16 protein-coding genes are annotated in these 20,715 nt (G+C 61.4%); 4 read left to right on the top strand and 12 right to left on the bottom strand.

Annotated features, from left to right (window positions below; translation table 11 throughout):
* Together HDE72_RS10965 and HDE72_RS10960 are read left to right on the top strand one after the other, a co-directional pair.
* Positions 1-4,600 (top strand): putative Ig domain-containing protein (locus tag HDE72_RS10965; RefSeq protein ID WP_183740459.1); only part of this gene is annotated, 4,600 nt, incomplete at its 5' end.
* Positions 4,601-4,787: 187 nt separating this feature from the next.
* Complete coding sequence (locus HDE72_RS10960) at positions 4,788-6,800, top strand: S9 family peptidase (protein ID WP_183740431.1); 2,013 nt, start codon at positions 4,788-4,790, stop codon at positions 6,798-6,800.
* Between the two features lie 21 nt (positions 6,801-6,821).
* On the opposite strand, the gene HDE72_RS10955 is transcribed toward HDE72_RS10960, so the two are convergent.
* From HDE72_RS10955 to HDE72_RS10910, 10 genes are all read right to left on the bottom strand, one after another.
* On the bottom strand, positions 6,822-7,511 hold the full coding sequence (locus tag HDE72_RS10955) for a glycosyltransferase family 2 protein (RefSeq protein WP_183740428.1): 690 nt from the start codon (positions 7,509-7,511) through the stop codon (positions 6,822-6,824).
* Positions 7,508-8,152: a class I SAM-dependent methyltransferase gene (locus HDE72_RS10950; RefSeq protein ID WP_260176620.1), complete on the bottom strand. Its 645-nt coding sequence runs from the start codon at positions 8,150-8,152 to the stop codon at positions 7,508-7,510. Before HDE72_RS10950 ends, HDE72_RS10955 begins: the two co-directional genes overlap by 4 nt.
* Entirely contained in the window at positions 8,149-8,919 is a 771-nt protein-coding gene (locus HDE72_RS10945) for a PIG-L deacetylase family protein (protein WP_183740425.1), read from the bottom strand. Before HDE72_RS10945 ends, HDE72_RS10950 begins: the two co-directional genes overlap by 4 nt.
* A gap of 1 nt (position 8,920) precedes the next feature.
* Entirely contained in the window at positions 8,921-9,946 is a 1,026-nt protein-coding gene (locus HDE72_RS10940) for an acyl-CoA dehydrogenase (protein WP_183740422.1), read from the bottom strand.
* 83 nt (positions 9,947-10,029) lie between these two features.
* Positions 10,030-11,103, bottom strand: a complete 1,074-nt coding sequence (locus tag HDE72_RS10935; protein ID WP_183740419.1) for a PEP-CTERM sorting domain-containing protein — start codon at positions 11,101-11,103, stop codon at positions 10,030-10,032.
* 249 nt (positions 11,104-11,352) lie between these two features.
* Positions 11,353-11,982 carry a hypothetical protein gene (locus HDE72_RS10930; RefSeq protein ID WP_183740416.1) on the bottom strand — a complete coding sequence of 210 codons (630 nt, stop codon included), beginning with the start codon at positions 11,980-11,982 and terminating at the stop codon, positions 11,353-11,355.
* A gap of 123 nt (positions 11,983-12,105) precedes the next feature.
* Complete coding sequence (locus tag HDE72_RS10925; protein ID WP_183740413.1) at positions 12,106-14,121, bottom strand: methyl-accepting chemotaxis protein; 2,016 nt, start codon at positions 14,119-14,121, stop codon at positions 12,106-12,108.
* Positions 14,122-14,205: 84 nt separating this feature from the next.
* Positions 14,206-14,613 carry a hypothetical protein gene (locus HDE72_RS10920; protein WP_183740411.1) on the bottom strand — a complete coding sequence of 136 codons (408 nt, stop codon included), beginning with the start codon at positions 14,611-14,613 and terminating at the stop codon, positions 14,206-14,208.
* A 100-nt stretch (positions 14,614-14,713) separates the two neighbouring features.
* Positions 14,714-15,241 carry an NADPH-dependent FMN reductase gene (locus HDE72_RS10915; protein ID WP_183740408.1) on the bottom strand — a complete coding sequence of 176 codons (528 nt, stop codon included), beginning with the start codon at positions 15,239-15,241 and terminating at the stop codon, positions 14,714-14,716.
* Positions 15,242-15,335: 94 nt separating this feature from the next.
* Positions 15,336-15,569: a DUF3563 family protein gene (locus tag HDE72_RS10910; protein ID WP_183740404.1), complete on the bottom strand. Its 234-nt coding sequence runs from the start codon at positions 15,567-15,569 to the stop codon at positions 15,336-15,338.
* 260 nt (positions 15,570-15,829) lie between these two features.
* Here HDE72_RS10910 and fucP point away from each other — a divergent pair, with 260 nt between their 5' ends.
* Positions 15,830-17,134 carry an L-fucose:H+ symporter permease gene (gene fucP / locus HDE72_RS10905; protein WP_183740401.1) on the top strand — a complete coding sequence of 435 codons (1,305 nt, stop codon included), beginning with the start codon at positions 15,830-15,832 and terminating at the stop codon, positions 17,132-17,134.
* Positions 17,135-17,181: 47 nt separating this feature from the next.
* On the opposite strand, the gene HDE72_RS10900 is transcribed toward fucP, so the two are convergent.
* Positions 17,182-18,078, bottom strand: coding sequence for a LysR substrate-binding domain-containing protein (locus HDE72_RS10900; RefSeq protein ID WP_183740398.1), 897 nt, complete (start codon positions 18,076-18,078; stop codon positions 17,182-17,184).
* Between the two features lie 165 nt (positions 18,079-18,243).
* On the opposite strand from HDE72_RS10900, the gene HDE72_RS10895 reads away from it, so the two are divergent.
* Positions 18,244-19,734, top strand: a complete 1,491-nt coding sequence (locus tag HDE72_RS10895; RefSeq protein WP_183740395.1) for a succinate CoA transferase — start codon at positions 18,244-18,246, stop codon at positions 19,732-19,734.
* 64 nt (positions 19,735-19,798) lie between these two features.
* On the opposite strand, the gene HDE72_RS10890 is transcribed toward HDE72_RS10895, so the two are convergent.
* The gene (locus HDE72_RS10890; protein ID WP_183740392.1) at positions 19,799-20,461 is read right to left on the bottom strand and encodes a TetR/AcrR family transcriptional regulator; all 663 of its coding nucleotides are present in this window, start codon (positions 20,459-20,461) and stop codon (positions 19,799-19,801) included.
* Positions 20,462-20,715 lie beyond the last annotated feature (254 nt).

The raw sequence follows: 20,715 nt of genomic DNA, 5'->3' as shown, positions 1-20,715 counted from the left end.
CAACGCCACGCAGATTACGGCAACGGCGCCTGCCGGCACGGGCACGGTGGATGTAAGAATTACCACCCCAGGCGGCACCAGCGCCACCAGCGCTGCAGACCAGTTCACGTATGTGGCGGCGCCGACGGTGAGCGGTATTTCGCCCGCCACGGGATTGACTGCGGGCGGCACCATTGTGACCATCACCGGTACGAATCTGACGGGAGCAATGGCAGTGAGGTTTGGCGCCAGCAATGCCACCAGCTTTACCGTCAGCAGCGCTACGCAGATCACGGCGACCGCGCCTGCCGGTGCGGGTACGGTGGATGTGCGGGTCACCACGGCAGGTGGTACCAGCGCTACCAGCGGTGCAGACCAGTTCAGCTATGTGGTAGCGCCGACGATCAGCGTGGCGCCGGCCGTCTTGCCAGCCATCACAGCCAGCACTGCTTACAGCCAGACGATCAGCGCCACAGGCGGCGTCGCCCCGTACAGCTTTACCATCACCAGCGGCACCTTGCCTGTGGGCTTGATCCTGGCGCCCAACGGCGTGTTGTCGGGCACGCCCACGGTGACAGGCCCCTACAGCTTTACCGTTACTGCTACCGACGGTAGTGCCAGTCCTGGTCCTTATAGTACTTTACGCTCCTATAGCGGTACCGTGGTTGCGCCGACGATTGCGATAACGCCAGGGGCATTGGCAGCGGTCAATGCTGGTACGGCCTACAGCCAGCAATTGACAGGCAGCGGTGGCAGCTCACCGTATGTCTATACGATAACGAGCGGAAGCTTGCCTGCAGGCATCACCCTGAGTGCCACTGGTTTGCTGAGCGGTACGCCGACGGCGAGCGGCAGCTTCAACTTCACCGTGCAAGCGGCCGATGCGCATGCCTTTACCGGCACGCAAGGCTATACCCTGGCCGTATCGTCACCTACGCTCGTGCTGAATCTGGCAGCCTTGCCCAACCCGGTTGCGGAAACACCGTATAGCGCCAGCATCCTGGCCAGCGGTGGCACGGCGCCATATACTTACAGCGTTAGCAGCGGCGCCCTGCCGGCCGGTCTGAGTCTGAATACTGCCACCGGTGTGCTGTCGGGTTCTGCGACTGCGGCTGGCGCCTTTACCTTCAGCCTGCGCGCTACCGACAGCAGTACGGGAGTAGGGGCGCCGTTTAGCGTCACTACCAGCTATACCCTTACCGTGGGTGCGCCGACCATTTCGGTCACGCCAGCAACCTTGCCAGCGGCAAATGCCGCTACAGCCTATAGTCAGCAATTGACAGCCAGTGGCGGCAGCGCCCCGTATGCCTATACGGTGACGAGCGGAAGCTTGCCTGCAGGCATTGCCCTGAGTGCCAGTGGTTTGCTGAGTGGTACGCCGACGGCGGGCGGCAGCTTTACGTTCACCGTACAGGCGGCCGACACGCATGCATTCACCGGCACGCAAAGCTACACCCTGGTTGTATCGTCGGCCACGCTGAGTCTGAACCTGGCCACCTTACCCAACCCGGTTGCGGAAGCACCGTACAGTGCCACCATTGCAGCCAGTGGCGGCACGGCGCCATATACCTACAGCGTCAGCAGCGGCGCCCTGCCGGCCGGCCTGAGCCTGAACGCCAGCACCGGTGTGCTGTCGGGCACGACAAATGTCACCGGCAGCTTTACATTCAGCCTGCGCGCTACCGATCACAGCACCGGTGTGGGCGCGCCGTATAGTGTCAGCACCAGCTATACCGTGACTGTGGGCGCGCCGACGATTGCGATCACGCCAGCCACCTTGCCAGCGGCAAGTGCCGCCACAGCTTATAACCAGCAATTGACAGCCAGTGGTGGTGTTGGTCCGTATGTTTATACAGTAACAAGCGGTAGCCTGCCGGCGGGCATTACCTTGAACAGTACCGGTTTGCTGAGCGGTACATCAACGGCAGGTGGCAGCTTTACATTCACGGTGCAAGCGGCAGATGCGTATGCACTTACTGGCGTGCAAAACTATACCCTGGCTGTATCGTCGGCCACGCTTTCCCTCAACCTGGCCACCTTGCCCAACCCGACGGCGGAAGCGGCGTATAGCGCCAGCATCACGGCCAGTGGCGGTACGGCGCCGTACACGTATAGCGTCAGCAGCGGCAGTCTGCCGGCAGGCTTGAGCCTGAACGCGGCTACCGGAGTGCTGTCAGGTACGCCGATTGTGGCAGGCAGCTTTACCTTCAGCCTGCGCGCAACAGATAGCAGCACGGGTGTGGGGGCACCGTATAGCGTCACTAACAGCTATACCTTCTCGATTGCTGCCCCAGCGCTGACGTTGACGCCGGCCAGCCTGGCGGCAATCCGTGCGGGTGATGCTTACAGCCAGCAGTTCACTGCTGCTGGCGGTGTTGCACCGTATAGCTACTCGATCAGCACCGGCGCCTTGCCGGCTGGCCTGACACTGAATGCCGCCACCGGCTTGCTCAGTGGTACGCCTACCGTGTTCGGCAGTTTTGCCTTCACCGTGCAAGCGACGGATACGCATCAATTTACCGTGCAGCAAGCCTTGACCTTGCAGGTCAATCAGGCGCCGCCGCCGGTCAGCAACGGCAGTAGCACTACCTCGGCCAACCAGCAGGTAAGCATGACGATCACCTCTACCGTCAGCAATCCGATCATCAGCGTCAATATCGTGACGCCGCCGCAGCATGGCACGATCACGATCTTGACAACTGGCGCATCGGGCGGCCCAGTGGGTGGAGGCAGCAACTTCACGGTGACGTATGTCCCCAATCAAAATTATTTTGGTACGGACAGCTACAGCTATACGCTGACGGGGCCGGGCGGTGTTTCCGCTCCTGCGACGGTCAGCGTCACGGTGGCGCCACAGCCTGTGCCAGTACCTGTGGCGCAAACCGGTACGGTGCTGGCTGGTTCTCCAGTGACCCTGCATGTGAGCGCGGGCGCCAGCGGCGGGCCGTTCACGGCAGTGGCGATTACCACGCCACCGGCCAGTGGCAGCGCCGTTGTCAACGGCCTTGATATCATCTACACGCCGACTGTCAGCAGCAGCGGTAGCATCACGATCGGCTATACCTTGTCGAATGCGTTTGGTACCTCGACGCCAGCCCAAGCCACGGTGACTGTCAATCCGGTGCCGCAGCTCACCGCCCAGAGCGTCACGGTGGTGGCCGGCCTGGGCGTGACGGTCGATTTGACGGCAGGTGCCAGCGGCGGGCCATTCACTGCGGCCAATGTGTTGAGCATCGCCCCGGCCACTGCCGGTACGGCCGTGGTGCGCGACGTGGGCACGGCGGGCAAGCCCTCGTATCAACTGGTCTTCACGGCCTCCGGTCAGTTTGCTGGCGCCGCTGTCGTCAACTACACCTTGAGCAATGCCTATGCGACTTCGCAGCCTGGCATCATCAATGTCAGCGTGACGGCGCGCCGCGATCCATCGACCGACCCTGAAGTGATCGGACTGCAGGCGGCGCAAGCCGATGCGGCGCGCCGTTTTGCCAGTGCACAGCTGGCCAACTTCACGCAGCGCCTGGAAAGCCTGCATGGCGATGGCTGGGGCCGTTCCAACTTTGGCCTGAACCTGACGCCGCCTGACCCGAACGGCAATCCGACGGCGGCCCTGGCGCGCTGGCAAGAACAGGAAGCGGACCGCGTATTTGGTAATAATGCACAGCGCTTACCGATGCGTCCCGTGGGCTTGCGTGCAGGGCTGGATCAAAAAGCCGTGAGTGGCGGTGTTGACCCGGCGGCTGCGTCCCTGCCTGATATGCCGCAGCGGCCTGATACGCAGAAACAGGCGTTGGCATTGTGGTTAGGTGGCGCGGCTGATTTTGGCCAGCACTATGTGAATGGCCGCCAGACGGGCTTCCGTTTCAGCACCAGCGGCATCAGCGTGGGTGGTGACTATCGGGTAAGCGATCTGGCCAGCATCGGTCTCGGTGCCGGTTTCAGCCATGACCGCAGCGATGTGGGCAACAACGGCAGCAAGAGCAGTGCCGACAGTGCCGTGGTGGCCGCGTATGGCAGTTTGCGTCCAGGCAAAAACGTGTTTGTCGATGGCGTGCTCGGTTACGGTACGCTGAAGTACGACGCCTCGCGTTACCTCAGCGATGGCAGCGGCTTTGCCACCGGCGACCGCAAGGGCAAGCAAGTGTTTGGCGCGCTGGTGGCGGGGCTGGAAATGCGCCAGGAAACCTGGATGTGGTCGCCATATGGCCGTTTGGAATTGATGTCGGCCACGCTCGATCCCTACACGGAAACGGCGCCCGGCATCAATGCCCTGAGCTACTTCAAGCAAACCGTGCGTTCCAGCATAGGCGCACTGGGCGCGCGGGCCGAGGGCACGTATGTGGGTGGCCTGGGTACCTGGTTCCCGCGGGCGCGCCTGGAATACCGTCATCAGTTCCAGGATGCCGACGAAGCGCGCCTGGCATATGCCGACCTGGCAGCAGAGGGCCCTGTGTATGTGATACGCACCGTGCCGCAGCAGACGGGCAACTGGGCGGCGGGCCTGGGCGTTAAATTGCTGCTGTCGAATGGCGCGACTCTGACCCTGGATTACAACAGCAACCTCAATATCGGCGGTGGACGCAGCCAGTCGATTATCTTCGGGGTAGGCGTACCGCTGAAATAGACGAGTCAGCATCAGTGATGGCGGTCATCCGGAGCAGGGATGGCCGCCATTTTTTATGGTGTCGCGTATTTTCTTGCCCGGTTTTGGCCTGTCACCGTAGTTAACCTGATAACTACTTTTTCGCCTATCATGGTCTGGCAATGCAAGATTGCCATGTTTTCCTTCATCTACTTACCATGAGGTGTCCATGCTACGTTATGCCCTGCCTGCACTATTGTTCGCCAGCGCCCTGCCGGCCTACGCGCAATCCCCTGTCAATGACGTGCCGCTGATCGAGCGGGCGAAGATTTTTGGTAATCCCAGCAAGTCCGGCGGCAGGATCAGCCCGGATGGCAAGTGGCTGTCCTGGATCGCGCCGCGCGACGGGGTGCTCAATGTGTGGGTGGCGCCGGCCAGCGATCTGACGAAAGCGCGTCCGTTGACGGATGAAAAAGTGCGGCCGATACGGGGCAGCTTCTGGTCGCCCGATTCGAAGACCTTGCTGTTTATCCAGGACAAGGGCGGTGATGAAAACTTCCTGCTGTATGGCGTGAATGTGCTCAGCGGCAAGCAGATCAATTACACGCCCTTTGAGAAAACCCGTGTGCAGATCGTGCAGATCAGCAGCAAGGTCAAGGACCGCATTTTGATCGGCATCAATAACCGCGATCCCCGCTGGCACGACGTGTACAGCCTGGACCTGGCCAGCGGCAAGCTGACCCTGGTGCAGCACAATGACGGTTATGGTGGCTACCTGGCCGACGAACAGTTGAATCTGCGCCTGGCTAGTAAACCACGCAGCGATGGTGGCGCCACCTATTTCCGTGTCAAAGGCGGCAAGGTTGAAACCACGCCGCTGGCCGACATCGGCCTGGACGATTCGCAAACCACCGCGCCGCTGACATTTACCACCGATGGCAAGACCTTGTACTGGACCGATTCGCGCGGCCGCAATACCTCGGCCCTGCTGGCGCAGGACGTGGCCAGCGGCAAGACTACCGTGGTGGCCGAAGATGCGCGCGCCGATATTGCCAACGCACTCTACGATCAGCGCACGGGACGGGTGCAAGCATACAGCGTCAATTATCTGCAGCAGGAATACGTACCGCTGTCGAATGACGTCAAAGGCGACCTGGAATTTTTGAAGAACAATACCAAGGGTCAGTTCAGCGTGGTGTCGCGCACGGATGCCGACGACAAATGGCTGGTGGCGGTCGATGCCGTCACCGCGCCGCCTTCGGCCTGGCTGTACGAGCGCAGGACCAAGCACCTCACGCAGTTATATGTGACGCGGCCCGAACTGGAAGGCGCGCCGCTGGTGCCCATGTATCCGCAAGAGATCAAGGCGCGTGACGGCCTGACGCTGGTGTCCTACCTGACCTTGCCGCAGGCTGCGCAGGCAGACAGCAGTGGCCATGCAAGCAAGCCTGTGCCGCTGGTGCTGCTGGTGCATGGCGGACCCTGGGCGCGTGACGGCTACGGCTACAACAGCACGCACCAGTGGCTGGCCAACCGTGGTTACGCCGTGCTGTCGGTGAACTACCGCGGTTCGACGGGCTTTGGTAAACAATTCATTTCGGCCGGCGATCTGCAATGGGGCCGCAAGATGCATGACGATTTGCTCGACGCCGTGCAATGGGCCGTCAAGAGTGGCGTGACCACCGCTGACAAAGTGGCGATCATGGGCGGTTCGTATGGCGGTTACGCGACGCTGGCCGGCATGGCGTTCACGCCGGCCACGTTTGCCTGCGGCGTCGACATCGTCGGCCCATCGAATCTGTTTACCTTGCTGCAAACCATACCGCCGTACTGGGAATCGATCAAGCAGCAGTTTTACAAGCGCATGGGCGACCCCACCACGGAAGAAGGCCGGGCGCTGCTGAAGGAACGTTCGCCGCTGAACTTTGCCGCCAATATCCAGCGGCCCCTGCTGATCGGCCAGGGCGCCAATGACCCGCGCGTCAACGTGCGCGAGTCGGACCAGATCGTGGCTGAAATGGCGGCGAAAAATATCCCCGTCACCTACGTGCTGTTCCCGGATGAAGGCCATGGGTTTGCACGTCCCGTCAACAATATCGCTTTTAATGCGGTGGCGGAAAACTTCCTCGGTAAATGCCTGGACGGCCGCGCCGAAGCGATAGGCGGCACCATCAGGGCGTCCACCGCGCAAATCAAGCACGGCGCCGAGTTTGCGCCAGGCTTGCAGGAAGCGCTACGCTAACAGGCAGGGCGGCGCTGGCATTCACATCTTTTCCACCATCTGCAGCAAGGTGTCGCCAAAGCCGCCTCTGGCTTTGGCATTGCGGCGGGCGCTGGTGTTGACGCGGGGCGCTGCGCTCCAGGCAATATGCGCACCGCTTGCCTCCAGCGCGTCGACCAGCGCCACGTCTTCGCTGCAAGCGAGCGGCGCAAAACCACCGGCGCGCACGTAGGCGCTGGCACGCACGCCCAGGTTGGCGCCGTGGATGTGGTGATGGCCGTCGGCGTCGTTATATGTGCGGGCAAAGTGTTCGCGCAGGGCCAGGGCGTGCTGCCGGTGCGGTGACCAGTCGTCGACGGCTACCGAGCCGCAGACCGCATCTGCGTCCAGGCTCAGTTGGGTGCTCAGCCAGGTGGCCGAGACGCGCGTGTCGGCATCGGTGAAGGCCAGCCAGCGTGCACCGCGTTCCAGCAGTAGTGCAGCGCCAGCGGCGCGGGCTGCGCCCACGTTACGGCCCTCGACAGCGATCCAGTCCAGGCGCCAGCGCAAGTCGGTGTGCATGGCGTGCGTCATCACGATGTGCTGCGAGCGGTCGCTGCAGGCGTCGAGTACGATGACGATGTGGACCACTTCGCCGCCTAGCTGGGGGCAGGTAGCGGCGGCACGCAACGCGTCCAGGCAAGCATCCAGATACGCCTCTTCGTTGTGCGCGGGGATGACGACGCCTATCATGCGAAACCCTCGCGCTGCGCCACCGAGCGCGCATCGCCGGACCAGAGACCCAGCAAAAAATCCGCTTCTTCGTGGCGCAATAACTGGTGCAAGCCGGCGATACTTTGAAAAGCGGCGTGCACGCATGCGGTCGATTGCATCCGTTGCGCAAATGGCGCGCGCCAGTGGCACAGCACGATGCTGCCGCCGTCAGCCAGGCTGGCGACGCATTGCTCTGCCACCTGCGCCAGTTCTTCCGATGACAGATAGTAGGCGATCTCGCTGATGACGATGAGGTCGAATTTTTCTATGCCCAAGCCCGGGCGCGGCCAATCCTGTGGCAGGCGGTGGTGCTCAAACTGCACCTTGTCGCCCAGGCCTGCATCTGCCAGGCGTCGTTGCGCCAGTTGCAGCGCTTGCTCCGACATGTCGGTTGCCAGCATGCGTTCGCAACGCTGCGCCAGCGCAGCTGTCAGTTCGCCATTGCCGCAACCTGGCTCATAGGCGTTACGGTAGTGTTGCTGCGGCAGGCAGGCCAGCAGCAGGGCGCGTTTGCGCTCCTCGTACCAGCGTTGGCGAACTTGCCAGGGGTCGGCGCTGTCGTGGTATAGCCGCGCAAAATAAGTGTTGCGCTGTTCATCCATGTTGCTAGACGGGTTCATAGAAAATACACCTCATAAGGACGTAGCAGGCGCTCCAAGGCATGGGGGGCAACGATCGGTGGCTGCCCTGTCGATGTATCAGCCTGCATCTGGCTGGCAAAGCACTGAAGGGCAGTGCGCTTGCGCCGTAGCACTGCGTCGGGAAGCAGCAGGCGGTGCGCGCGCTGCCACGGCACCTGTATATCGCCCGGGATGGCCCAGTGCCAGGTCCAGACCGGCATTTCTACCAAAGTGGCCCCGCTGTCGGCGGTGGCCAAGGCGCAAGCCAGGCCGCAGGCTTCATGGTCTGGATGGCCATCCAGGCGCCAGGTGGTCAGTACGATATCGCCAGGGTGCAGCAGTGCGGCCAGGCGGGTGCGCAAGCGCGTGAGCTGCCCTGTCACGCCGCCGTCCGGCAGGCCTACGCGCACGCAATTGTCGAATGCCATGCCCAGTGCAGAAAGGGCTTGCGCCGATTCCAGCGGGCGCATGCGGCGCAAGCGTTCTGGCGGCCATAATGCCGATCCGGGGTGGCTGGCATCGCCATCGGTGACGGCAACGAGCACAATATGATTACCTTGCGCCACCAGCAATTGCAGCAAACCGCCGCAGGCGAGGACTTCATCATCGGGATGCGGTGCGACGATGACCACCCGCCTGCCTGGCGGCGCCAGTGCATGCGCGGTGATCGTGGGCATGAGCGCCAGCCCCGGCCAGGCTTGCCACTGCTGGTCGGTGGTGCCCACGCCTTCGATACGGCGTTCTTGCGGCTGGACTGGGATCTGCATGTCAGAGTGGCCAGGGATGGTCCTGGGCGCCAGCGATGATGCCGCCCAGGCTGGCCTGGTCGCGTTCGGCATGGCTCTGGCGCAGGAATACAGGCAGGTCAGCTGCCAGGCGGGCGAATCGGGCATCGCGGCACAAGGGGCCGGCGCCCAGTGCACGTGTGGCCAGCTGCAGTACCAGCGTGGCGGCGTCTTCCGCCACCAGGCGCAGGCGCAGCGCCAGCTCGGTCGCATCGCGCTGGGGATGCAGATCGATCTCGGCTGCGCCTTCGCGCAGCAGGGCAGCGGTGGCGCGCAGCACGCAATCGATCTGTCCCAGTTGCGCCAGGCGCATGGCGTCGGGGGCTGCATGCCGGGCTCGCGCATGCAGATGGCTGGCGACCGCGCAGGCGGCGCCATACCAGGCGGCGGCGATGCCGGCTCCGCCGTGCCAGAAGCCTGGCCGTGCCAGATAGGCGCCGGGCTGGCCTACGGGGAAGGCGCGTGCGCCCGTAAATTCCACGTCGACGCTGGCGCAGGCTGCCATGCCGACTGCTTGCCAGCCTTCGTCGGTGACGTGTACGCCTGCTTGCCTCACTACTACGCTGGCCAGGCAAGCCTGGTTTTGCTCATTCCAGCAACTGACCAGCGCGTGTGTGAGCCCGCTGGCACCCGAACACCAGGCTTTGCGTCCATCCAGCAGGTAATGTCCATCTTGCGCCTTGTGCAGCCTGAGCCGCGTGCCCGGCATTTCCGCGCACCAGACGCCCCAGCTGCTGCCCGCCGGCGCGCCGGGGCCTGCACCATCGAGTTCGGCCAGGATGGCCAGCGCATCGGTATGGGCTTCATACAATTTGAGCAGGCTCAGGTCGACAGCAGCGACGGCCGCCAGCGCCTGCCAGCGTTGCAAGGTGGCGCCATGTCCGGGCCGGGGCAGCGTGCCGAGGCCAGCATCGAGCAGGTGCTGCAAGCCTGCAATGGGTGGCAGGGCTTGCAGGATGTCCGAGTTAACACCGGTGCTGGCCGATACGGTTGAGTCAGTGATAAACATTGCAAGCTCCTGTTTTTAGACAGTCTAGCTTTTGATTTTTACAATGTATGTTCGATCCTGCACACTAACTCATCAGAGGCCATTTAACGCGCAGCGATCTTGCGCCGGCGCGTGGCCATGCCGACCAAGCATAGTCCCGCCAGCAGCATGGCCCAGGTCTGCGCTTCCGGCACGGGCGCCAGCAGCGAGCCTGGCGACAGCAGATAGCCTTGGCGCACGCCGAGCAGGCTATTGTAGCCATTGGCGGCGATATAGCCTGCGTCGTTGATGCCGGTCGCTTCGTACAGCAGCCAGCCCGCGCTGACCGTCGCTGCGTCCAGGAAGCTGTTCAGGTCGTAGACCAGTCCATCGCTCCACAGGGTGGCGCGGCCATTTGCGCTGCCCACCACCTGGCCCAGCGTGTTGATGGCGCCTGCCGTGCCCGCGCCCAGGTTGTGCGCGCCCAGGCTGTCCCAGACCATCACGTTGCCATTGCTGGTGCCAGCCACGGCGCCCAGGCTGTTGATGCCCGCTGCCGTGCCGTTGCCCAGGTAGCTGACCGTGCCATGGTCCCAGCGCGTGACCATACCGTTGACCTCGCCCGCGATCTGGCCTGCATCGTTAATGCTGCTGGCATAGCTGGTACCGCCATTTACCGGGTGGATATCGGTTGCCGTCTGGCCGTCCCAGACAGTCGCGTGATCGGGCTTGTCCATATCGAACTTGGCATTGCCTGGCGTGGCATTGGCGGAGGCAGAACCCACTGCGACACCGTGATTGTTGATGCCATAGGCGGTGCTGCGGATGCCAGCGTCGGCATAGATCATTTGATTGCCGAGCATGGCGGTGGGGTAGTTGTAGCTGCCGGCATGGCCCAGGGTGTAGCCTGTGGCGACACCGGCGTCGTTCAATCCCGTTCCCCAGCTGAGAAACTCATCATTCGTGCGTGTACTGCCGCCGGTGGCGTTCCAGATGGTGGAGGCAGGAACGCTGGCGTCGTTACCGCCATAGCTGGTGCCGATGGTCTGTCCAAGCTGATTAATGCCGCTGAGATTGCTTTCCAGGCCATCGCTCCAGGACAGGCCTCTTGCCGAGTAAGACGGTGATGCGACGGCCTGCGCCCCCAGCAGGGTGCTCAGGGCGGCGGCGATACACAATGCTGAGATGCGTGTGAACATGAAATTCCCCTGTGGTGGTAAGGATAAGTTTTGTTTTTGATAACTCAATATATTATCATAATGAAAATTATGATGTGTTATTTATAAATAATGACGTTGTTTTTATGGCGTGGCCGCATGGCCGGCAGGTCAGGGATGGCGAGGAAGGAAGTGGGGAGGGAAGTTCCCGGGCAGGGATGCCCGGGAAAGGGAAGCCGGTATTGCCTGAAGGCAGGCGGTAGAGATCAGCTGCTGCTGCTGCAGTGCTATTTATTTTTTGACGTAACGCGTGTCGAGTGCATAGCCAGCATTGTTTTGCAGCACGGTATACAAAACATTGTCACGCAACACGAGGCCGGCTTGCACGTTTTGCGCCTGTTGCAGGCCATCGTCATGCAGGCAGATGTTGCCCGCCGCGCCCAAATCGATGCACCATTGCTGTTGCGATTCCTGCACCACATAGTCGACGCCAGGGCCGCTGACATGGAAGGCGAATTGCGGCAGGGAGCTAATGATCTTGTCGATCTGGACCGTGGTTGCCGGTTCGCCCGCCGTCAATGGCAGCGCGCTGTCTTGCGTGCCGTCCGCGCTTGCCGTGATGACCGTATTCAAGGTTTCCGTCGCCGATGCAGGACCGCTGCAATCTGCCTGGGCAAAGTAGCTGGTGGCCGGTGCCAGTTCCAGTGCGCCGCTGCCATCATTTTTCAGGCTGATGGTCAGCGACTGGCGCGCATGTCCGCTGCAATCGGCCTGCCAGGTGCCCACATAGGATGCCAATGCTGGCCCGTTGACTGTTTGCGCAGCATAGCGCGCGCCTGTCTCGCTACCTTCACCGCCTCCGCCGCAGCCAGCCAGTAGTGCGGCGCTTGTTGCAAGCAATATCGCCCAATTTTTTTGCATTCGAACTCCCAGATAAGCGGCAGGTATGCGTGCCGTATGCGCCTGGGCATTATAGAATTGTTAATGATGGAAAATTCTCACTTAATGTTGCATTCCATAAAAAGTGCGCTTGCGATCAAGCGTTTAAAATGTTTCCCAGTCATCGCTTGCCGCTGCCTTGGACAAGGCTGGCCGTCTGGCTGGCTGGGTCACTCGTGCCGCTGGCGCCTGGCGTACTGCTACACCGAGCTTGAAGACGCCCACCACCTGCGCCAGATGATGTGCCTGGTCTTGCAGGCTTTCGGCGGCGGCCGCCGCTTCTTCCACCAGCGCCGCATTCTGCTGCGTCACGCCATCCATTTGCGCCAGCGCCTGATTCACTTGTGCGATGCCGTCGCTTTGTTCGGTGGTGGCCACGCTGATGTCGGCCATGATGGTGGTGACTTTGCGCACGCTGTCGACGACTTGCTCCATCGTCGCGCCCGCTTCATCGACGAGCTTGCTGCCAGCGGCCACCTTGCCAACGGAATCGTCGATCAGCAGCTTGATTTCCTTGGCTGCCGCGCTTGAACGTTGCGCCAGGTTGCGCACTTCGGTGGCGACGACGGCAAAGCCGCGTCCCTGTTCGCCGGCGCGTGCCGCTTCGACGGCTGCGTTGAGCGCCAGGATATTGGTCTGGAAGGCGATGCCGTCGATCACGCTGATGATGTCGACGATCTTGTTCGAGGAATCGTTGATCGAGGTCATGGTCTGTATGACTTTGCCGACCACCACACCGCTCTTGTGCGCCACGTCGGAGGCGGAGGCGGCCAGTTCCCTGGCTTCGCGTGCATGGTCGGCGTTTTCCCTGACCGTGCCCGTCAGTTCTTCTACTGAAGCAGCGGTTTCTTCCAGCGAACTGGCTTGCTGTTCCGTGCGCGCCGACAAATCGTTATTGCCCTGGGCGATTTCGGCGCTGGCGCGTGCCACGTTGTCGGCGCTGGCCTGCACTTGCAGCAGCACGGCGTGGATCTTGGCGACGAATTGATTAAAACCCTTGCCAATCACGGCCAGCTCGTCCGTGCCACGGACATCGAGCTTGACGCGCAGGTCGGCGTCGCCGCTGGACAAATCTGTCATGGTCGCGCCCAGGGTGCGCAAGGGGCGCGTCAGCTGGTTGAGCACCATCACCAGGATGCCGGCCGTGGCGGCAGCGCACAGCAGCGCGATCAGCAAGGTATAGCGCATCAGCTCGCGCGCGGGCGCGGTGGCCACGCTTTTCGGAAAACTCAGTTCGATGCTCCACGGCGCGATGTCGGCGTGGATGTGCAGCGGCTGCAGCAAATGCACCTGGCCCTTGCCGTCTTCATATTCATAAGGCTGGCCCTGGCGCACCTTGTCCAGCGCGGCTGGCGGCAGATCGTCGGCCTTCTTGCCCAGCTTGTCAGGCGCGGGATGGCTGGCGTACAAGCCGCCATTCGAGATCAGGGCCAGCTTGCCGCCATCAAATACTTTCAAATCGGCCAGGATTTTCGCCAGCCGCGTCAGCATGAAATCGGCGCTGGCCGTGCCCTGGAAACGGCCATCTATCATGATGGGCGCCACCAGCGAGGCCATCAGCACGCTCTTGCCATCGACTGGATAGACATACGGTTCAGTAAAGTACACCTTGCCCGTGCGCTTGGGAATGTCGTACCAGTCATTGGCGCCCGCGCCAGGGCCAAAGACGTTGGGTTCGGCGTGCAGCTTGCCATCGTTGCCGCGTGTCCAGTAGGGCATGAAGCGGCCGCTGGCGTCGTAATACGGTGCCTGGCTGGCGTAGTTCGCATCCTTGCCGTCGAGCGCGTTGGGCTCCCACGCCACCATGGCGCCGATAAAGTCATCGGAAGCGGTCAGGGTGGCCTTGCTCAGTTCGTAGATCTGTTCGCGCTGCAGGGGCAGGTTGGCGCTCTTGCTGCCGCGCATGGCGCCAGCCAGGCTGGTGATATTGGCCAGGTTGCTGGTGATGCGTGCCTGCAGCGCGCCCGACGCTTCGCGGGCCGAGGTGCGCGCCAGGTCCATGGCGGCCCCTTCGGCCTGGGCGCTGCTCTTGTAGCCGATCACGGCGGCGGTAATGCCCAGACTGAGTATGGCCAGCGCGGTGGCGGCGAGGCAGATTTTGCTATTTAAAGACAGTTGCATGAAGGCAGATCCTGGAGGTGGAAGACGGCGGCGATGGCCAGATGGTGTGATTGTGACAGCGGCAGATGAATGCTTGATGATGCGCTAGGGCTGGCTTCGCTGTACGGCTTGCTGCAAGGCGGTGAGCAGTTCTGGCAGTGCCGCATGCAGCGCTGCCATGGTGGCGGCAGGCAAGTGTGCCTGTGCTTCGATCTTGCCCGAAGGCGGGCCCCATACAACCTGGGCGCTGAGCTGCGCCGCTTGTTCCAGGCCTGTCACGCTGACCAGCAAGGCCACTTCGTCTGCCGTGTCTGGCGAGGCCTGTTCCAGCAGGCAGGATATGCCGAAATGATAATCCTGGAAGGCGCTGGCGGTGCCGCTGGAAAACGCAAACACGGAAGCCAGTGCCTGCGGTGCAGTGTTGCTGAGGTCGGGCAGGGCGGCGCGGAACAGGGGCAGCAAATCAGTTTCCAGCTGGATCACCAGTGGATGGGTGTGACTAAGGACGGTCATGGAGCGTTGGATGTATGGCAAGTGTTGCCATTATACCCGAAGCCCCTAAGTAGAAACGCGTAGTAAAACTAGATTGGTTTCTTGCGAAACGTGCAAAAAATCATAAAAACAGCTTGATGCGTTGCAGCATGGTTAGCAAGTCCTGGCGTAGTCCAGGGTGGGCAGCGATGCCTTCGGCGTCGAGTCCCGAGCCCAGTAGGGGCAAGCTGATGCAGGCGTCGTCGATCAGGCGCGCCGACATGGTCAGCACCGTTTCACGCAGTGCCGCCTGTGCATGGGTGGCGCGCGGCGAGGTATTGAGCAGCACCAGTGGCTTGTCGATGAAGGAGGTGTTGCTGACCATCCAGTCGAGCGCATTTTTCATGGGGCCGCTTACGCCATGCGCGTATTCCGGGCTGGCCAGCATCAGCACGTCGGCTGCCAGGATGGCGTCGCGCATGGCGGTGACGGCGGGCAAGCTGTCGGCATCGAGGTCGGGATTGAACAGGGGTAAATGACCGAGTCCCGTGTCGATGCGGATGGTGAATTCTGCTGGAGCAAGCTGGGTAATCGCACGCAGCAAGGCCAGATTCAATGAGGCGGCGCGCAGGCTGCCGGCAATGGCGAAGACGGTGATGGGTGTTTGCATGCCGCCGTTATAGCCCATCCTGTGCTCAAGCACAAGGCGAGCAGGATGGTGCTATCAGTGCCGGCGGACGCCAGTTGTTGCTTGATTGCCGGAATTAACGGCCCAGGCCGCTCATCCAGCTTGGTTGCGGATTGGCACGGGCCAGTTCGCGCATGCGGAATTCCAGGTCGTAGCGGTCGGCCGATTCCGCCAGATAGGCTTCTTCGTAAGCGCGTTCGCGGTGATCGGTGCTGTGCGACAAATAGGCGCCCAGGCGTTTCAGGACGGCAGAAAAAGTGGCGACGACGTTGTTGTCTTGGGTGCTGTGGTAGCTGAAGGTGGTGGACATGGCTGGCTCCTGAAGATGGTGTGCCGCGTGTGCTGCACTGCAACAAATTATACCGATTCCAAGTTATAAGTATACTTTTGATTTCAAATGTCAGTTATTTGATTATCGAATAATGCGTCTGGGAGCTGCGAAATTCGGGGCTTTCGGGCATAATGCGGCCGCATATACGTAGTTTTACTACGTCATTGCTTACCCTGGAATGTTGCTTTCATACACGCACGGCAGGGCACAACTATCTTGGAATGAATAACGGAGAAAGTATGGAACACGTAAAGCAAGGTTCGGGCGTGCTGCCCGCGCAGGCTGGCACGCAAAACAATACAGGCGCCCTGATTATTGTTACCGTGCTGTTTTTCATGTGGGGTTTGCTGACCTCGCTCAATGATGTACTGATTCCCCATCTGCGTTCGATCTACACGCTGACGTATGTGCAGGCGATGCTGGTGCAATTCTGTTTCTTTGGCGCTTACGCCATCGTTTCCTTGCCTGCGGGCATGCTGATCAAGCGTATCGGCTATCAAAGCGGCGTGGTGACGGGCTTGCTGATCGCGGCCGCCGGTTGCGCCATGTTTTATCCCGCCTCGACGGGCAGCTACGCGCTGTTCCTGCTGGCCTTCTTTATCCTGGCGGCCGGCATTACGGTGCTGCAGGTGGCTGCCAATCCTTATGTGACGGAACTGGGCGATCCGCAAACAGCGTCCAGCCGCTTGACCCTGACACAAGCGTTCAACTCGCTGGGCACCACGGTGGCGCCGACTTTGGGCGGCATTTTGATTCTCTCGGGCACCGTGCTGACGGTACAGCAATTCGATTTACTGCCGGTCGTCGAGCAACTGGCGTACCGCGCCAAGGAAGCGGCCGCCGTGCAAGGCCCGTATCTGGCGCTGGCCGCCACCCTGGTGGTGCTGGCTGTGCTGTTTGCGCTGGCCAAGTTGCCGAAGATTTCGCATGCCGACGATGCGGCTGCGGCGCAAGATGGCCAGCAGGTATCGATCTGGTCGCAGCGCCATCTGGTGCTGGGCGCCGTGGCGATTTTCCTGTACGTGGGCGGTGAAGTCAGTATCGGCAGCTTTTTGATCAACTTCATGGGCGAAAGCCAGATCGCCGGCCTGAGCGCGGCCGATGCGGCCCATTTCGTCAGCTACTACTGGGGCGGCGCCATGCTGGGCCGCTTCATCGGCTTTGCCGTGATGCGCTATGTCAGCCCGGGCAAGACCCTGGCTTTCAATGCTGCCGTGGTGATCGCCCTGATCCTGGTGGCCATTTTCGCCAGCGGCCATACCGCCATGTGGGCCTTGATCGCCGTCGGCCTGTTCAATTCCATCATGTTCCCGACCATCTTCAGCATGGCCTTGAACAAGCTGGGTGCGCAAACCGGCCAGGGTTCCGGCATCCTGTGCATGGCGATTGTCGGTGGCGCCATCGTGCCATTCATCCAGGGTTTCCTGGCCGACCACATGAATCTGCAACTGTCCTTCATCGTGCCGGCGCTGTGCTACACCTTCATCCTGTATTTCGGCTGGAAATATGCGGCCATGTATAAAGAAGATGCAGCTGTGAAATAAGGCTGGGCGTAGGTGGAAAATGAAAGGGTGGCTGCGGCCACCCTTTTTTATTGGTGCTCGAAACGGGTGCCAAATATGTCCTGGCAGACTTCGAGCCAGGCGCGCGCCGCGTGCGACAGGTAGCGCCCGCTCCAGATATGCGCCACCGGCCAGGCCAGTTCCGGCTCGACGATGCGCACCATTTCCAGCGGTTCACCGGCCAGGCGGCGGATGAAGGGTTCGGGCAGCAGGGCTACGCCCAGGCCGGCCGAAGCCATGGCGACTAACCAGTCCCATTGCCCGCTCTGGGCGGCGATCTGCGGCGTGAAACCGGCCTGGGCGAAGTGCTGGCGCAGGCTGCGCGTCAGGGCAAACTCATCTTTCAGCAATACCAGCGGCAGGCCGGCCAGCGACTTGAAGGGCAGGCTGCTGCGGTTCTTTTGAAACGTGCCCGGTTCGGCCAGCGCCCAGATCGGATAGCTGGCGATGGTCACCGCCACCAGGTCCAGCTCGGGATCGGCCGGCAGCACCGTCATGCCGATTTCGAGTTCGCCGGCCGCCACCTTGCGCTCGATCTGCTGGCCCGTGTCTTCCTGCAAGGTCAGGCTGATATGCGGGTAGCGCGCGCGGAAGGCTTTCAGCACGGGCGTAAACAAGACATTGATCATGGGCGGAATGCCCACCGTCAGGCTGCCCCGCTGCAAGGCCTGGGTGTCGCGCACTTCCAGGGTCAGCTGGCGCATATTGGCCAGCATTTCCTGGCCATGCTGGTAGACGACGCGGCCCGTGTCGGTCAGGGTCAGCTTGCGTCCATCGCGCACCAGCAGCTGCGCGCCGACTTCATCTTCCAGCTGGCGCACCATCTTGCTGATGGTGGACTGGGTCAGGTGCAGCGACTCGGCCGCCTGGGTAAAGCTGGACAGGCGGACGGTTTCAACGAAGTAGCGCAGGGAGCGGATATCCAAGATGTTTTGCCGTCGTAAGAGTTGTGATCAGGCAGGCATGAAAATATCGACTGGGTATGGCGAATTTAATTCATGCCATGCATGTAGCCGGGATTTTATACTGAAACCCGCTATGGAGCTGCTGTATGGCGCCCATCTATTTTAAGAATAATCAGGAGCATCAAGATGTACGAGGATCGTATCCGCCACCCGGGCCTGCTCGATAAAATCATGAGCGCGGACCAGGCAGCCACATTGTTTGACAACGGCATGCGTGTCGGCATGAGCGGTTTTACCCGCGCCGGCGACGCCAAAGCGTTACCGCGCGCGCTGGCCGAGCGCGCTCTGCAAGCGCCTTTAAGCCTGACCCTGATCACCGGCGCGTCCCTGGGCAATGGCAGCGATGGCTTGATGGCCGAGGCGGGCGTGCTGGCGCGCCGCATGCCTTTCCAGGTCGATCCTGTGTTGCGCGGCAAGATCAACAAGGGTGAAGTCATGTTCATCGACCAGCATCTGTCGGAAACGGCCGAGCAGCTGCGTTCGGGCAATCTGGCGGCCGTCGATATCGCCGTGATCGAAGCGGCCGCCATCACGGCGGCCGGCGCCATCATTCCGACCATGTCGGTGGGCAACTCCGCCGCCTTTGCCCAGCAAGCCAGGCAAGTGATCGTGGAAATCAATCTGTCCACGCCGCTGGCGCTGGAAGGCTTGCACGACATTTATATTCCCCAGGCTTTGCCGGGCCGTGAACCGATACCGCTCACGCGCGTCGACCAGCGCCTGGGCAGCACGGCGATTGCCATCGATCCGGCCCGCATCGCGGCCATCGTCATTACCGATAGCCCCGACAGCCCGTCGAACGCCTTGCCGCCCGACGCAGAAACGCAGGCGATTGCCAACCACGTGATCGCTTTTTTGACGGCCGAAGTGGAAGCTGGCCGCATGGGGCCGGAATTGCTGCCGTTGCAGGCCGGCATCGGCACCATCGCCAACGCCGTGCTGCACGGTTTGATCGGTTCGCCCTTCCGCAATATGACCATGTATTCGGAAGTGCTGCAAGACAGCGCCATCGAGCTGCTCGATTCGGGCCAGCTGGCTTTTGCCTCGGCCTCGTCGATCACCCTGTCGGCCCCCGTGCATCAAAAGCTGATGGACAATATCGACCATTACCGCTCGAAGATCGTGCTGCGCCCGCAAGAGATCAGCAACCACCCTGAAATCGTGCGCCGCCTGGGCATCATCGCGCTCAACACGGCGCTGGAATTTGATATCTATGGCAACGTCAATTCCACCCACGTGTGCGGCACGCACATGATGAATGGCATCGGCGGCTCGGGCGACTTTGCCCGCAATGGGCAGATTTCCATGTTTGTATCGAAGTCGGCAGCCAAGGGCGGGCGCATTTCCAGCGTGGTGCCGATGGTCTCGCATGTGGACCATACGGAACACGACGTCGATGTGCTGGTGACGGAATGGGGTTATGCCGATTTGCGCGGCCTGGCGCCGCGTGAACGGGCGCCCTTGATCATCGAGCGCTGCACGCATCCGGACTACCGTGCCCAGCTGCGCGCCTATTATGATGCGGCCTGCCTGCGCGGCGGCCATACGCCGCATATCTTGCAAGAAGCGCTGGCCTGGCATACGCGTTACCAGGAAACGCAGAGCATGCTGGCATAGTCAAACCAGTGGTAGAAATAAATGCGGCGCCGTGTGGCGCCGCAATTTTTTTGCTATGCCGGTATCAGGAAGCCGGCCCGAAACGCCGCCGCAAGCCTTCCGTCACGACGGCCAGCAAGTCTTCCAGGTGCGCATTCATCTCGGGATGCGGCGTCCACGGATCGCCGGAATCCATCACGATGCGCAGCGAGACCAGGCCGTGCAGCGACTGCCAGAAGATTTGCGTCATCGCGTGCAGCGACGCTACATCACTGCGCACCTGGCCCGCCTGGGCCAGTTCTGCAAACAGGTGCAGCGCAAACGCATACGGGTCCTGCTCGATATTGCCATGCTCGGTTTCGACCGCGTCGATCTCGGCATGCGGGCGCAATTCCATGAACAGCAGCGAGTATTCGTCGGGATGCTGGAAACCGTATTGCACATAGGCGCGGCCCACCTGGCAGATGCGTTCCCAGTGATCGCTGGAGGTGGTACTGGCGGCGCGCATCAAGCGCACCAGTTCCAGCAAGTCCTTGTCCATGGCCTGGCCGATCAGCGTGGCCTTGTCGCGGAACAGGGCATACACGACCGTGGTGGAAAAACCGGCCGCTTCGGCCACTTTGCGGATGGATACGGCCCGCGCGCCGCCTTTCTTGATCAGGTCCTTGACGACTTCAATGATGTGCTCGCGCCGTGCCTGGGCTTCGCGCAGCTTTCTTTCCTGGATATTAGTTAACTTCTTGTCCACGACACTTTCCTGGCGACTAAGTCAAAAAATGGAATTATAGGTGCGGTACATGGAGGCAATGTTTCCGGGCTTGTTACAAAGCAGTTTTTTGTCTGGTCGAGACGCTGGCAGGCCGACTTTTTATGGCTTTGCTGTGAACTTTTCCAGTTTTTGCCCCGTATTGGTGCGTAAACGGTGTGGCAGGCTTTGCGAATGGGGCCAAAGCGCGGAAAATAGAGGGATAGCTTACACTGCTCTTTTATGGTTGCGGCGGC

This window comes from Janthinobacterium saanense, from assembly GCF_014200675.1.
GTDB lineage: Bacteria > Pseudomonadota > Gammaproteobacteria > Burkholderiales > Burkholderiaceae_D > Janthinobacterium.
Note: the sequence above shows the minus strand (reverse complement) of the source record. Positions and strands in the feature narration are given on the sequence as shown.